Here is a 15,052-nt window from a genome sequence, read left to right as displayed (position 1 = left end):
GGAGCTCCTGGCCGACAGGATCCTGCGGTTCGTGCTGGCGGGCATCAGTGCCTTCACCACTCGCGTGGCTCCCGGCTTCCACCTCCCCGGGAGCTACGCAGGGCACCCGGTCGGCGCGGACACGCGCGCGGATTTGATCTACGTCCTTGGGCTGCTGCTCGATCTGGGCGTGACGGAGGTCGCCGGCGTCGGCCTCGAGCCGGCGGTGCTCCGCCTGCTGGACAACCTGCCAGCCGACGAAATTGAGGCCTTCTCGTCCTACCGCGTCGCGGAAACCGTGCACCGCCTCGGTGGGCTTTCCCGGCTGTCGGCCGAACAAGCAGCAGCAGCACGAATGGCGTCGAGATCACCGCGTCTCCTCGGCTCGCTCGCCGAGGAGCGGCCCCGGCCCCGCCGGAACTTCCACGTCGTTCTCGCCCGCTGCATGTGGGCGCAGGGCCGGATCGAGGGCGGCGAGCCGGATGGCCTCGACGACGCCATGCACCGCGCCCGCGAGCTTTTCTCGTCGACATCCACCGGTTGGATCAACGACGCGCGTGAGCCTTGGACGCAGTACGACATCTACACCCCCGACATGTATCTGCTGGCGGAACCGTTCGCGTCGTCGATCGGTCCCTCATGGCTCGCCGGGTTGACCCGAGTGATCGTTGACCTCGACGACCTCGTTCAGCCTGGCGGCGCCGTGGTGTGGGGACGCTCCGTCGGTATCCTTTCGCTGGCGATGACGATCGAGTTGGCTGCAGTCAGCCTGCACCGCCGGCTCGGCCCGTCCCCGGACCGTTGGCGTGCTCGCCTCGCACACGCCGTTGACGACTTGGCCGGCTGGTTCTCTCACGGCGTCGTCACGGCGCATCAGCACCGGAGTTCTGATCCCTACCGGGGGGCTTCGCGGCGCCTGCAACTGACTCTCGACGTCTATGGGAAACTGCTGCTGGCGGTTCGGGCGTTGCGGAGTTGTTCGCCGTCCCCGAGATATCCCGCACCGGCGGGACCGCAGCCGCCCGCGAATCGCCTGATTGTGTTCGACGAGCGAAGCCATTCCGGTGCCTGGACGGTCCGATCGAGAGATCTTGCCTTCGTGCTGCCAGTGATGCGCGGCGAATCGTCTGGCTATCTCCCGGTGCCGCGCCGGCCCAGGCTTTTTGAGCAGAGCGTCTTAGGGCCGCCCACCATGATCCCGACCGTGCTGCTTGCCTCCTCGCCCCTCCTCGTTCCCTCGGGACCGGTGCGACGTCTCGACCTGGACGATCGGGGCCTGACCGTGGAACACCACGCCTGGGCGCCATTGGGGGCTGCTGCCGACGACCGATGGAGCATGCCAGGACGGCGTACGGCGACCTACCGGACGCGTGGACGCACTCTGGAAGTGCACGAGGAGCTGGAATTCGATACGGACCGAGCGGTTACGGTGGGACTGGCCGTCGGCGACAACGCCGAGCAGCCGCTCTGCCTCGCCACCGAGCCGACGAGCGGTCACCTAACTGTTGACACGGACGGAATGGCAGAGTGGTACGGCCATTGGGACGCCGTCACACGGGTCCAGCAGGTGGAGTTCATCTGCCGCCGGGCGTTCGCCTTTACCTGGCGTCTCACTCGGGGTCTCCGGATCGCCAGCACTGATCTGGACCACCAGTACAACCAGGCGTTGTACGGTCCGCTCGTAGGTGCAGCGGCCGTGCTGTCCACCGGCGACTGCGACGCCGGGTTGACGGATCGCCTTCGCGGCGTGGACGTTCTCCACCTGGCCTGGCCCGAGCGTTGGAGTGGGACCGATCCCAAGAGGACCGCCGCGGCTATCCGCTGGGTACGGGCGGCCGGGGTCCGTATCGTGTGGACCCAGCACAACCTTATGCCGCACCGGTTGAAGGATCAGTCTGGCTTTGAGTCATACGCGCTCTGGGCGAAAGCGGCCGACCTAGTCCTGCACCATAGCGAGTACGGCAAGGCCGTCGCTCAAGAGCACTATGCCTATGGTCCGCACACGAGACATCTGGTTGTTCCGCACGGTGCGTGGACAACGCACTACGACGACTTCCGGTCAGTGACACGTGCGGAGGTGGAACGAGAGGAGGCTTGGCCGACCGCGAAGCTTCGCATTGCAGTCATCGGACAGCCGCGAGTGGAGAAGGACGTCCGCTTGGTGGTCGAGGCGGTCGAGGCATGCGGCCGAGACGACGTGCACCTCGTGGCCCGGGCGGCGACCGGCACGGCGTCGGGGGACCCGCGCGTCACGGTTGAATACGGGCATTTGCCTGACCGCCGCTTCCGTCGCCGAATGGCCGCCTTTGATGCGATCGTGCTCCCGTTCACATCCGAGGGCATGCTTGCCACCGGCACTGTCTTCGACTGCATCGGCAGCGGCACGGCAGCGCTAACCTCCGATTGGGGATTCCTCCGTGAAGTGCTGCGGGATGCCGGAATCCGTTACGGGCAGACCGCGCAGGATCTCGCTGCGTGTATCGATGCCTTGACGGATGAGCGCCTGGCACAGGCACGAGACGCCATCACCGAGTTGCGTCGTGACTACGACTGGTCCGTAATCGCGAAACAGACCTTGGCCGCGATGGAAGATCTCTGACGGCGGACCTACTTCTTCAGTGGCTTGAGTGTCCGGGGTCCAAGGTCATGGCGTAATGGGAATATATCCTGGTCACAACCTCGATGAGGCCGTTAGGGCGGAGGTTGCGCGTGGCGGGTGGCTCTGGCGATGTTGGCCTCGCCCCTGCGGCAGTGGAACCCGATCGCGGAGTTACGCTGGACTGATGCCCGCGTGCGCGGGCGACCGCGACGGGCAGGGCGCCGACAGGCGCGGGCTGGTCCACCACCACCAGCACCCGCCCGTGGCGGCCGAGTTGGTCGAACATTCCTGCACCCAGGCCCCAGTGTCGAGCAGGGGCGCGTCGTGTAGCCGCTTGCCTTCCGCGGCCAACCCCGACCGCATAATGATCACCCTGACCGACATCCAAGCTCAGGAAGGCTTGGTAGTCGCCGTATACCCGCACCGCCTCGCATGCGATCGCCGCGCCTTGGCCGCGAGCCAGTGCGTCGGATTGCCGGCAGCCACGTTACGAAGAGACCTGCCCAGGGGCGGCCGTGTCCGTCTGCCCCTGTCGCACGCATGATCCGGGGTGTTGTCGCCCCGGTCGGGTGGCGTCGGCGAACCGCTGATAGTGGAATCGGCGCAGCTGATGCTCGTCACGGTTGGCCGCCGCACCGGCGACCGGGCTGCGGCGACCGCGCGCTGGCCCTCCCCAGGCCAGGAAGACGACGAACCCGCCCAGAAAGCGGCGCTTGTGTAGCGCGACAGGTGCTCGTCGGCCGGCAATACCCAGGCCAACTCGGCCCGAGCTATCGAGAGTGTGCTGATCGCGAAGAGCGCCCGGATTTCTCGGCAGCCATATCCTAGGACGTCCTGCAGGCAGTGTTTCTCCTCAACAGGGCAGCCTGGACGGGGCGGCAGGGCGGCTCCTTGACCGCTCGCCGTAACGGGCCCGGCAACGGCGACGGCCCGCCGGGGGAGGAGTGGCCGACATGGCATGGCATTGGGACTTGATGCGTGCTGTCGTTCTGTCCGGGTACGCGAATGTATTGAGCTATTCCGGCATGCCGTGACAGAATCGTTGTAAAACTGGGGGTCAAGGGGTCGTCGGTTCGAATCCGGCCGTCCCGACAAAGAAAAAGCCCTGACCAGCGGGAACACTGGTCAGGGCTTTGATTTTCTTCGATCAAGGTTTGAACTGCCCCCGAAAACCCCCCGTTTACGCGGTGCGGCAACCAAGCTGGCGATGTAGTAGGTCCTTGATCGCCTACGACCACTGACCCGACTTCGGAATTACTCGTCTAGGAGAACAGATCACCTGCGGACTGCCCTGCTTCACGCTTGCGGCGGAAGTAGTCGTTGATGATGGTTCGGTACCGGTCAGCGTCCGAGCGGGCCCAGTTCCGCATGAGTTCACAGCCGAACGCCAGCGAGGTGATCGGCTGCGCCCCGGCCTGAAGCATGCGGTCGATGGCTGTCTGGTGGGTCACCGCCGAAACGCCTCCAACAGCATCGATCACGGGGTAGATCTCGTAGCCCTCCAGAAGCATGTCCAGGGTTGGGAACGCGAGGCAGACCTCTGTCCACAGGCCGGCCATCACGATCTTCTTGCGTCCAGTGGCCTCGATCGCGGCCCGAAAGTCCGCATCCTCCCAGGAATTGACACCTGTGCGGTCGATTTCAGTGATGCCGGGTAGTTCACGGGTGATCTCGTCGACGGTCGGCTTGTGCACGCCCATTCCCACCGCCACGGTGGTCACGACCGTCGGAATCTCATAAGCTCGCGCCAGTTGCGCCAGCGTCACCACACCGAGGTTGATCTCGTCCCGGCTGGCGGAACCGACTGTGGCGTACTGGCCTTCCTGGTAGTCGATGAACGCAATGGCGCAGTTTTGCGGTGTCAAGAGGTGGTCGGAATCGGGATCGCGGATCGGTTCAGGATTGATCTTCTTGCTTGTCGGGATAGTAGTCATACTCATCTCCTCTGGTGTCTGCTGGCCTAAGAGCGGATGCCGGCGGCGCGCGAGGTGGTCTTGCGCGTCAGGTCCACGAAGTCGGGTTCGAAATTCGGATCGACGTTGACCGCTTCCCACAGTCGCTGTCGGCCCGCGGTGGAGATCGGCAGCAACCTGGCCGGGTCATCGACGGCAGACACCAGCGTGTCGTCGTCCTCCGCAGAGCGACGTAGCGGACGAGGGTTGGCGACGTCCAGAGCACGCTCCACGACCGCTCTCATAGGCCCAGCCGCCATCAACTCCAACGAGGTCTCATAGTCGCGTCCGAGGATGTCCGCGAGGTCCAGCGCCTCGCGCAGTCCCGCCTCCGCAGCCATGATGGCTACGTTGGTGATCAGTTTGTAGTCCACGCCCGCACCGAACTCACCCAGGTGCCGGGATCTGCCGAGATCATCGAGTACCGACTTCACCCGCCCGAAATCGTCGGCCGATCCGCCGACCAGGAACGTGATCGTCCGCTCGCGCGCGTACTTCACACCGCCGACGATGGGCGAGTCGAGCACGGCCACTCCGCTGGGCGCCGCCGCGCGGACCTGGTCGACGATTGCTCGGGTGGTGGTCGAGCAGATCAGCACTGATGCACCAGGCTGGGCGCCGGCGAGTATTCCATCGTCGCCCAGGTAGGCGGTCGGGATGTCATTCGACATCACGAGGCCGAAGATCACATCAGCGCCCCGCGCCGCTTCTGCGGCCGACGCGACCGCGGTCGTCCCGATGCGCCTAGCTTTTTCGAGCCGGGAGTCCGAGATATCAGATACTCGCACTTGATGTCCGGCAGCGAGGAGATGAGGCGCCATCTGCTCGCCCATGTCGCCGAATCCCACGATTGCGATCGTTGCCATGCATTTAGCTCCTATTCAATAGATCCGTGCCCACGGGTGAGGTGTGGCAGGTCATGGGTCGGCCAGACCGTTGAACTGCGTAGTGAACGTCATGGAACTCCCCGTGGCCGGACACCCCGCACCCGTGACGCCGGAGGCGATCCAGGGCCCTTGCCGCCGCCGGCGAGGCCGGTCCGACCGCGGTCGCTCGGACCTCGAGCGCCTGGTCCAGGGCGGCTGTCGAGCGTTCCTTTCGCCGGTCGGCGCTCACCTGGTGGTAGTCGCCACGCTGGCGGCACTGGCGGCGACGATCGCCGCCGCGGTGCGGGTCACCGCGGTGGAGACGGCCTCTGATCCCCAATGGCCGCGTCCGATCTCGCTGGCTCGGGCCACCGTTGTCGATGTCCAAGACAGTGGGGGCCGCAGCGAAGGCACAGCGCCGCTGGCGAAGAGCAGCCCGATGATCGCCGCAGTGCGGGGATCCGGGGCTTCGCCGTCCTCCAGGATCCGGCGGATCCGCGCTCGTAGCTGCGCCTCCTCAGGACGTGCTGGGTGCAGCAGGCCGCGGTCCACGAGCCGGTCGATTACCACCCACCACAGATCGGTGCCGAGCGCGACGAGCAGCGGCCGCACCCGCTGGGGCTTCTCGGCGACGGTGTCGTAGGCCGACTGCAGCAGCGGGTCGGGCAGCGGACCATCGCCCGACGGGGTGACCCGCGGGCCGTCCAGCACCCCGGAGTTGTCGGTCTGGATCCGACCGAGCAGGGCAAGCTCGGTGAGCACCGCGCCGCCAAGCGCGTCGTGCAGGGCGCCCGCTGTCTGGATGGAAACGCCGTCGTCGTCCATCAGGAGCAGCATGAGGTCGTCGACGATGAGCAGGTCGTCCCGTACCGACGTCGGCTTCTCGCCCATATCTCGTTCCTTTCTCGTAGTTCCCTCCGCGCGGTGTCCCTTCCGTCAGTTCAGCGGAGGAAGGTGCGCAGGACGGCGTTGACCTCCTCGGCGTGGGTCCAGAGCAGACCGTGTGGGGCGCCTTCGATTTCGACGTACTCGGCGTCGAGCAGGCCCTGGCGAAAGCGCCGGGCGGTGGCGTCGATGGGGAGGATGTTGTCGGCGGTGCCGTGCAGGATCAGGGCCGGTTTGCGGCTGGCACGGACCGCCTCGACGTCGGCGCGGAAGTCCTCGATCCAAGAAGACACGACGGCGTAGGCCGCCACCGGCGCGCTGGAGACTGCGACGTTCCAACTGCCGGTGACAGCCTCCTGGCTGATCCGGCTGCCAAGGTTCTCGTCGAGGTTGTAGAAGTCCGAGAAGAACTGCGTGTACCAGGCGTAGCGGTCAGCCTTCGCCGCGGCCTCGATCCCGTCGAACACCTTCTGCGGCAGGCCCTCGGGGTTGTCGTCCTGCTCGACCAGGAACGGTTCGAGTGAGGCGAGGAATGCCAGCTTCGCCACCCGCTGATGGCCGTACCGCGAGACATAGCGGGCCAGCTCACCGGTGCCCATCGAGAACCCGACCAGGACGACGTCGCGCAGGTCGAGCGTCTCCAGCACGGTGTCCAGATCGGCCGCGAACGTGTCGTAGTCGTAGCCGGAACCTACCTTCGACGAGCGCCCGAAGCCACGACGGTCGTAGGTGATCACCCGGTATCCGGCAGCAAGCAGTTCACGCGTCTGAAGCTCCCAGCTGTGGCCGTTCAGCGGATACCCGTGGATGAGGACAATCGGCTGACCGGCACCCTGATCCTCGTAGTACAGCTCGATCGGGGTGCTGTTCTCGGTCCCGACGGCGATGAATCCCATGATCGTTTCCCTCCTGTTGTCGCATACCGGGTGGTGGTGTCGGTGTTGGACGTCGTTGTCGTGGCCCGACGCCTATCGACGGGGCTCCCAGCGGAACATCCGCGCGGCCAATACGATCGCCACCACCACCCAGCCCAGGGTCGGCGCCAGCAGGATGATGGAGTCGGCGAGTGGGACCCCGCCGTTCCAGGCGTTGACGACCAGCTCGGTGGCCGAGCCGCCGGGCAGTATCCGCTTCAGCAGCGCAAGGCTCTCGGTGCCGGTGATCCCGACCCAACTGGCCACGGCGACCACAGCCAGACTGAGCGGAAGCGTGGTGACCTGCGCGTGCTCCGGGGAGTTCGTGATTCCGGCAGTGGCGATCGCGAACGCGAGCATCATCACCAACGTCGCGGCCAGGGCCGCCGCCACCAGTGCGGGGTTGGCGGGGGTTCGGCCCACGCCGGCGAACACGACGAGGATCACCGTCACCGGACGGTCGCGATGACGCTGATCGGGAGCACCAGACCGGTCAGGATCGTCGCGTCACTGGCGGCGGTGGACCTGAGCCGCTTGAGGAAGAGGTTCTGCCGGCGAGCTGCCAGGGTGGTCACCGTGGTGGCGTAGAGACCGAACGCGGCGATGGTGAAGATGAGCACTGCCGCGACGTAGCCGAGGCTGCCGATCCGGCTGAACGTGTCGCGGTAACTGATGAAGAAGATGCTCACCGCCACGGGCACGATCAAGCTATTGATCAGCACGGCACGGTTTCGGAGGAGCTGGATGAGCTCGCCCTGCGCGATGGGGAACATGGGCAACCCTTCGAGGTCAGGAGGGTACGGACTCGGTGCCGACGGCGCGGAAGACATCGTCCAGCCGCGTCGGTGCGGCGGACAGTCCCGCCAGCTCGACCATGTGAACGTCCGCCCAGTCGAGCAGCGTCTTGAGGTCCCGCTGAAGGTCGAACGTGTCGATCGTGTAGGAACCGTCGGCCGTCGGAGCGGGTCGCAGCGGCAGCGCCGGGGCACCGGGTGGCAGCGAGAACCGAATGGATGCCGGCAGGGTCTGAGTCAGCTCGGGCAGCGTGCCCTGACGGCGGAAGACGCCCTGGTGCATCAGGCCGATGCGGTCGGCCCGCTGCTGCGCCTCCTCCAGGTAGTGCGTGGTGAGCACGACCGTGGCGCCGTCCTCGCGTAACTGCCGAACGGTCTCCCACAGGGCGTCCCGTGACTGGATGTCCAGCCCGGTGGTGGGTTCGTCCAGGATGATCAGCTCCGGCCGCCCGTACACGGCGGTGGCGAAGTCCAATCGCCGCTTCTCTCCGCCGGAAAGCTGCGCCACCCGGGTGTCGGCCCGGTGGGCGAGATCGACCAGATCGAGCACCCTCGCCACGGTGTCCTGACGTTCGGAGAGCCGGCCGATCAGCCGGACCGACTCGGCAACGGTGAGGTCGCCGGCGAAGCCGCTCTCCTGCAGCATGATCCCCATCCTGGGACGTACCGCGCGCCGGTCGGTGGGACTCCTGCCGAAGACACGCACCGTGCCCGCCGACACGGTCCGGTGGCCCTCGATGACCTCGAGGGTCGAGGTCTTGCCGGCTCCGTTGGTGCCGAGGAGTGCGTAGAGCTCCCCGCGGGCGACCTGGAACGAGAGGTCCTTGACGGCGTGGAACTCGCCGTAGGTGACATTCAGTTGGTCGACTTCGATGACTGGGTTGACGGGCATCTCGGATCCTTTCGTCTTCGGCACAAGACTTCCGTCACTGGCGGCGCCATCGCATCGGTGTGAACGCCTTAGCTCGCACCGTCAGCTCACCGTGTCGGGCGCGAGCTGGTCGCTGGCGGTGCGAGTAGCAGGCGAGGGGCGGCCGGTACGCGGTTGACCAGCGATAAAGGCCGTGGGCCTGGGGCCCGCCTCGACCTGCGGCATCCGCTTCGTCAGCCGCTCCGTGTGAAGATCACGGGCTTGCCACGGCGATCAAGATCAGAAAGTATTGCGGTTCGCGTCGGTGAGAACTACCTAACTCCGGCCCGACGGACCTCAGCCAGCCTCGGATGGGAGCGGAATTGACCGACCTTCTCGGCCGGCGCGCGGAGCGCATCGCCATCGAACACCTGCTCGCCCAGGTTCAAGCTGGACGCAGCGGGAAGCTGGTGGTGCGCGGGGAAGCTGGCATCGGGAAGACCGCGATCCTGGAGTACACCCGTGGCGTCGCGGTCGGATCGGGGTTCCGGGTGGAGCACTCGGTCGGAGTGGAGTCCGAGGAGCTGTTCGCGTTCGCCGGTCTGCATCAGCTGTGCAGGCCGCTGCTGGACCGCGCGGCTCCGCTGCCCGAGCCGCAGCAGGCCGCCCTCGGCGTGGCGTTCGGCCTACGCGACGGGCCTGCCCCGGACCGGTTCCTGGTCGGGCTGGCCACCCTCAACCTGCTGGCCGAGGTCGCCGAGGACGGGCCGCTGTTGTGCCTCGTCGACGATGCGCAATGGCTGGACGAGGCTTCCGGGCAGGTGCTGGCGTTCGTGGCACGTCGGTTGGCAGCCGAGCAGGTGGCGCTGGTGTTCGCGCTACGCGACGCCAGCACCAGTCACCCATTCTCCGGATTGCCTGAGCTGAGCCTGGGCGGACTCGGTGAGCCCGACGCCCGGATGCTGCTGACGGCCGCGGTCCGCGCACCGCTGGACGGCCGGGTACGCGATCGGATCGTCGCCGAAGCGCGCGGCAACCCGCTGGCGCTGCTGGAACTCCCCCGCAGTACGCGGCCCACCCAGCTGGCCGGCGGGTTCGAGCTGCCCAACACCCTCAGCGTCCCGTATCGCGTCGAGGACGAATTCCGGCGCCGCTCCGACGATCTGCCCCCCGACACCCAACTGCTACTGCTGGTCGCCGCCGCCGAGCCGACCGGCGACGTGACACTGCTGTGGCGCGCCGCCGCCGAGCTGAGGATCGCCCGCGAGGCGGCCGCACCCGCAGAAGCCGCCGGACTGCTCGAGATCGATACCAGGGTGCGGTTCTGTCATCCGTTGGCGCGTTCGGCGGTCTACCGGGCCACCACGCCGCCCGACCACCGCCGCGCCCACGGCGCCCTGGCCGCCGCCATCGACCCGCAGACCAACCCGGACCGGCGCGCCTGGCACCGCGCACAAGCGGTCCTGGGCACCGACGAGGAAGCCGCCGCGGAGCTGGAGCGCTCGGCGGACCGGGCGCGGGCCCGTGGCGGGCTGGCCGCCGCAGCCGCATTCCTGCAGCGCGCGGCAGCCCTCACCCCCGATCACGCCACCCGTGCTCGGCGGATGCTGGGAGCCGCCCGCGCCAAGCACGAGGCCGGCGCGTCCGACAGCGCGCTGGACCTGCTCACGACGGCACCGCTCGAGCCGCTGGATTCCCTGCAACGCGCGCATCTCGACCTGTTGCGAGCCCAGATCGCCTTCCACCTGACCCGAGGCACCGAGGTGCCGGGCATGCTGATGGATGCCGCCAAGGCACTCGCCCCGTTAGACGCTGCGCTGTCCCGCGAGACCTACCTACATGCGCTGGATGCGGCGATCATCAACGGAGGGGGTGACGCGGCGCGCATCGCCGAAGCGGCCTTGGCCGCCCCCGCACCCGAGACGCCGACGCGACCGGTGGACCTGCTCCTCGACGGGCTCACGACGACCTTGAGCAAGGGCTCTGCGGCGGGAGTGCCAGGTCTACGGCTCGCGTTGGAAGCGTTCCGCGACGGCCCGCAGGCGGAATCTGTGCAGTGCAGCCAGAGCGACCGGTGGCTGTGGCTGGCCGCCCGCAACGCCGTGGCGATCCTCGACGACGAGCTGCTCCATGTGCTGGCCAGCCGTAACGTCCAGCTCGCTCGTGAGGCCGGCGCGCTGGCGACGCTCCCCGCCGCACTGAACTTCCTGTCCATCACATCGGTCCTGACGGGCGATCTCGCCCGCGCCGACGAGCTGGCCACCGAGGCCACGGTGATCACCCAGGCCACCGGGGGCGTGCCGTTGCGCCATGCTCGCGTTATTCTCCACGCCTGGCGTGGTGACCAAGCCGAGACCACCGCGCTCGACGCCACCGTCGCCAGCGATGACACCTACCCCGACGAGGGCGCGGAGGTCTCCCTGGCTCAGTACGCGATGGCAGTGCTCCACAACGGGTTGGGCAACTACTCGGTCGCGCAGGAAGCGGCGACGAGGGCGTGCAGGTCTGATGAACAGTCGATCAGCAGCGCGTGCCTACCCGAGCTCATCGAGGCTTCCGTCCGTGCCGGCGAGCCGGCACGAGCAGCGCTCGCACTAGAGCAGTTCACCTCACTCGCAGTTGCGTGCGGCACCTCGTGGGCGCTGGGCCTGGCCGCGCGCTCACGAGCGCTGACCAGCGCAGGGCCTGATGCCGAGGAGCACTACCGCGAAGCGATCGAACGGCTCGGAAAGTCCCGGATGGCCGGCGACGCGGCTCGTGCTCGGCTCGTCTACGGCGAGTGGCTGCGCCGCGAAGGGCGGCGCCAGGACGCGCGCGACCAACTCCACACCGCCCATCAACTGCTGTCGGACATGGGCGCGGGCGCATTCGCCGAGCGGGCCGCCCGCGAACTCCGCGCCACCGGCGAACACCCACGAAAGCGCACCGCCCACCCGACCGACGCCCTCACCCCACACGAGGTGCACATCGCCCGGCTGGTAGCCACCGGGGCGACCTCCCGGGAGATCGGCGCACAACTGTTCCTCAGTCCCCGCACCATCGAAGCCCACCTGCGCAACATCTTCCGCAAACTCGGCATCACCTCCCGCCGGCAACTCAAAGATGTGCGGCTGCCCTGAGCGGGCCGTCGCTGTCTCGTGTCAGGTGGAACCCGATCTGGGCGCGGAGCAGTTCCAGGCGGGCGCGTGGCAGAGGGTCCAGCGGCCCGACAGCCGCGACCGCCAGCAGCTCAAGGGCGGCCTCGGGCGCACCGGACTCGTGCTTGGCGTGTGCGCCCGCAAGAGCCCGCCTCGCGCGGGCGCCGGGCTCAGGGGACAGCTCGGCTGCACGCTGCAGGAACGCGGCCGCGGCGGCCAGGCCTCCGCAGGCACGCGCCCGCTCGGCCGAGCGCTCCAACCCTTCAGCTACCTCTTCGTCAGCTCCGAGCACCGACTGTGCGCGGTGCCAGGCACGGCGATCAGGGTCGGCCTGTGGGTCGGTTGCTTCGGCCAGCGCGCCGTGGGCGCGGCGACGGCCCGGGAGGGTGGCCGCCTGGTACACGGCGGACCGCACCAGCGGGTGACGGAACCGTACCCGGACGTCGATCTCCAGCAGCCCGGCGACCTCCGCGGGTGTCGTGGCCTCGCGAGCCAGGCCCAGGTGCGCGGCCGCACGCCACAGCAGGGCCACGTCGCCTGTCGGCTCGGGCGCGGCGGCCAGCAGCAGCTGCGTCTGCGGGGGCAGGCTCGCTGACCGGCGTCGGAAGCTCTCCTCCAAGCGCCGCGGGACGCTGAGCGCGTCGGGCAGCTCGAACCCGCCGGCCCAGTACGGCGACCGTATGTTGCGGGGCAGCTCCAGCAGCGCCAACGGGTTGCCGCCCGCTTCGGCGAGGATTCGTTCGCGCACACCCTCGTCCAGCGGTGTGCGTACCGCAGCGTTGAGCAGTACCCGCGCATCGGACGCGCCGAGCCGCTCCACGCCCAGCTCTGGTAACCCCGGCGAACGGAAGGCGGTCGCCGTCGTCGGAGTCGCGCACCCCGAACAGGAGGGCCAACCTGTTGGCCCCCACCCGTCGGGCCACGAGGTCCGAGAGCTGCGCCGATGCCTCATCCAGCCACTGCGCGTCATCGACGAGACACAGCAGCGGTTGTTCTTCGGCGACCTCGGCCAGCAGTTGTGCCTCCGTCAACGCGCCAGATGTAGGTAGCCGACACCGTAGTCGTCCCTGATGCGAAGTGCGGAAGCTGCGAGTTAGCACCTGCCACCTCAGTGGTTCTCGGTGGCGCTGGGCCGTGAGGACCTACGTGGTTGTGACCGACGCGAGGGCTCGGCCTCCGGTGCGAGCCTGGTGACGTCGCCAGGATCGGGCATCCGGACCCCGGCGTACCCGGGGTTGATGGACTCCGGAACCCGTGGCGGGCGTCTGAAGACCAGACGTCGAACCCGTTCCCGGTACGCACCGACAACGAGAAAGTTGGGAGGACCCATGAGTACGGATCGTGTGCTTGGCGGACGCTATGAGCTCTGCGACGTCCTGGGCAGGGGCGGCATGGCCGTTGTTCACCTGGCTCGTGACATCCGGCTCAAGCGCTGGGTCGCGGTCAAGGTGCTCCGCGCAGAGCTAGCCCGCGATCCGCTGTTCCGGTCCCGGTTCCGGCGAGAAGCACAGGCCGTCGCCCGCCTCAATCACCCCGGCATCGTCGCCGTTCATGACGTCGGACATGAGAACGTCGAAGGCAGCCGGGCGGACGAGCCGACCGTTCCGTTCATCGTCATGGAGCACGTCGCCGGCCAGTCGCTGGGGGCCCGACTCCGCGAGGGCGCGCTCACGCTGGAGGAGTCGATCCAGCATCAGATAGCGGTCCTGTCGGCGCTCGAGTTCAGCCATCGTGCAGGCGTTGTCCATCGCGACATCAAGCCCGCCAACGTCATGGTCACTCCCGACGGCGCAATCAAGGTCGTGGACTTCGGCATCGCGCGTGTCGAGGGTGGTGCCGCCCCAGCAACGCAGACCCACGAACTCCTCGGAACCGCCCAGTACCTCTCTCCCGAACAGGTGCGCGGTGAGGTCGCCGACGCGCGCAGTGACCTGTACTCCGCGGGCTGCCTGCTCTACGAGTTGCTGACCGGGCGGCCGCCCTTCACCGGTGACAACCCGGTTGCCGTCGCCTATCAGCACGTGCACCAGGAGCCCTCGCGAGCCAGTGCCTACCGCACCGAGGTGACTCCGGCGCTTGACGCGGTGCTCCTCACGGCGCTCGCCAAGGACCGAAAGGATCGGTTCCAGAGCGCCCGATCGTTCAGGGAAGCGCTCCAATCCGCGGCGAAGGGCCTGGTCCGTGCGGACGAGCGCACCGACATGGACGCGTTGGACAACGCGAATCCGATCCACCCGCCGTGGCGCACTGCGCTGACATCGACGATCTCCACCGCATCGCCATCGGACCACTCGCCTCGTCGACCCGCCCGTGACAAGGACATGGCCACCACACGATCCACCTAGGCAACGGTTCGCACTGGCTCACCACCTCTGGCCGCTCTGGACGCACGCCGGCGAGGTCAACGCCACCTGCGCGCCTTTCGTAACTCCCTCGACGGCGAGGACTGCCGCGCCGCCATATGACGCACTCACATCACATGAAGGTGAGGACCAGACATGAGTCCAATCGAGCAGCTCATCAGCAATTTCCAGGAGCTCGTCGCCCAAGTGCCCGGGATCGTCCAGCCGTTCATCGTCATGCTGGCGGGCGCGATCCCGTTTGTCGATGGTGAGGGAGCGGCCATCATCGGCATTGCCGGTGGTCTCCATCCGATTGTCGCAGGCGTCGCAGCCGCCGTAGGGAACTTTCTGTGCGTGCTGCTGGTCGTCGCGGTCACCTCACGCGCCAGGACGACCATCGTCGATCGCCGAGACAGCCTGGTCGGGGTGGGGGGAGGCGCAGGAGCGCGATCGAGCGCCCTCGGGGAGACGTACCAGGAGACGGCAGCCACGAAGCCGGAGTCGAAGGGGCGCCGGCGCTTCAACAGATGGCTCGTCCTTTTTGGCGTCCCCGGTGCGAGCATCCTCGGTCCTCTCGCCATTCCGACCCAGATCACGTCGGCGATCCTCGTGGGCGGCGGAACTCCACGCCGGTGGGTCCTGCTCTGGCAGGCCATCTCCATCGTCATCTGGACGACGGTTGGCACCGTCGCGGCGTGGGCCGCGCTCACCTTCGTCGTCGAGGTGCCGTGAGC

Annotated in this window: 12 protein-coding genes; 4 read left to right on the top strand and 8 right to left on the bottom strand. The window is 67.7% G+C overall.

All coding sequences use genetic code 11. From position 1 onward, the window contains the following. Positions 1–31: 31 nt before the first annotated feature. The gene (locus tag ACSDG8_RS05030; protein WP_439427697.1) at positions 32–2,578 is read left to right on the top strand and encodes a hypothetical protein; all 2,547 of its coding nucleotides are present in this window, start codon (positions 32–34) and stop codon (positions 2,576–2,578) included. Between the two features lie 1,262 nt (positions 2,579–3,840). Here ACSDG8_RS05030 and ACSDG8_RS05025 read toward each other — a convergent pair. From ACSDG8_RS05025 to ACSDG8_RS04995, 7 genes are all read right to left on the bottom strand, one after another. Next, positions 3,841–4,512 (bottom strand): hydrolase, encoded by a 672-nt coding sequence (locus ACSDG8_RS05025; RefSeq protein ID WP_210890698.1) that lies wholly within the window; start codon positions 4,510–4,512, stop codon positions 3,841–3,843. Between the two features lie 26 nt (positions 4,513–4,538). Next, a complete protein-coding gene (locus ACSDG8_RS05020; protein WP_210890700.1) occupies positions 4,539–5,396 on the bottom strand; it encodes an NAD(P)-dependent oxidoreductase in 858 nt (285 codons plus the stop codon). 246 nt (positions 5,397–5,642) lie between these two features. Continuing rightward, entirely contained in the window at positions 5,643–6,287 is a 645-nt protein-coding gene (locus tag ACSDG8_RS05015; protein ID WP_210890702.1) for a GOLPH3/VPS74 family protein, read from the bottom strand. A 50-nt stretch (positions 6,288–6,337) separates the two neighbouring features. Then, the gene (locus ACSDG8_RS05010; RefSeq protein ID WP_210890704.1) at positions 6,338–7,177 is read right to left on the bottom strand and encodes an alpha/beta fold hydrolase; all 840 of its coding nucleotides are present in this window, start codon (positions 7,175–7,177) and stop codon (positions 6,338–6,340) included. Between the two features lie 72 nt (positions 7,178–7,249). Then, on the bottom strand, positions 7,250–7,642 hold the full coding sequence (locus ACSDG8_RS05005) for a hypothetical protein (RefSeq protein WP_439427696.1): 393 nt from the start codon (positions 7,640–7,642) through the stop codon (positions 7,250–7,252). Positions 7,643–7,644: 2 nt separating this feature from the next. Then, positions 7,645–7,968: a hypothetical protein gene (locus ACSDG8_RS05000; RefSeq protein ID WP_439427695.1), complete on the bottom strand. Its 324-nt coding sequence runs from the start codon at positions 7,966–7,968 to the stop codon at positions 7,645–7,647. 16 nt (positions 7,969–7,984) lie between these two features. Then, complete coding sequence (locus tag ACSDG8_RS04995; protein ID WP_210890708.1) at positions 7,985–8,881, bottom strand: ABC transporter ATP-binding protein; 897 nt, start codon at positions 8,879–8,881, stop codon at positions 7,985–7,987. Between the two features lie 341 nt (positions 8,882–9,222). On the opposite strand from ACSDG8_RS04995, the gene ACSDG8_RS04990 reads away from it, so the two are divergent. Next, a complete protein-coding gene (locus ACSDG8_RS04990) occupies positions 9,223–11,958 on the top strand; it encodes an AAA family ATPase (protein ID WP_247677895.1) in 2,736 nt (911 codons plus the stop codon). Here ACSDG8_RS04990 and ACSDG8_RS04985 read toward each other — a convergent pair. Next, positions 11,936–12,796 (bottom strand): hypothetical protein, encoded by an 861-nt coding sequence (locus ACSDG8_RS04985; protein ID WP_210942726.1) that lies wholly within the window; start codon positions 12,794–12,796, stop codon positions 11,936–11,938. The genes ACSDG8_RS04990 and ACSDG8_RS04985 overlap by 23 nt on opposite strands. A gap of 508 nt (positions 12,797–13,304) precedes the next feature. Here ACSDG8_RS04985 and ACSDG8_RS04980 point away from each other — a divergent pair. Next, a complete protein-coding gene (locus ACSDG8_RS04980; protein WP_210890714.1) occupies positions 13,305–14,321 on the top strand; it encodes a protein kinase domain-containing protein in 1,017 nt (338 codons plus the stop codon). Between the two features lie 153 nt (positions 14,322–14,474). After that, positions 14,475–15,050 (top strand): hypothetical protein, encoded by a 576-nt coding sequence (locus ACSDG8_RS04975; protein WP_210890716.1) that lies wholly within the window; start codon positions 14,475–14,477, stop codon positions 15,048–15,050. Positions 15,051–15,052: the final 2 nt, after the last annotated feature.

Source organism: Micromonospora sp. LA-10 (genome assembly GCF_051853095.1).
Classification (GTDB): Bacteria; Actinomycetota; Actinomycetes; order Mycobacteriales; family Micromonosporaceae; genus Micromonospora; species Micromonospora echinospora_A.
The sequence above is the reverse complement of the archived record's forward strand: the minus strand, read 5'-3'. Positions and strand labels throughout refer to the sequence as shown.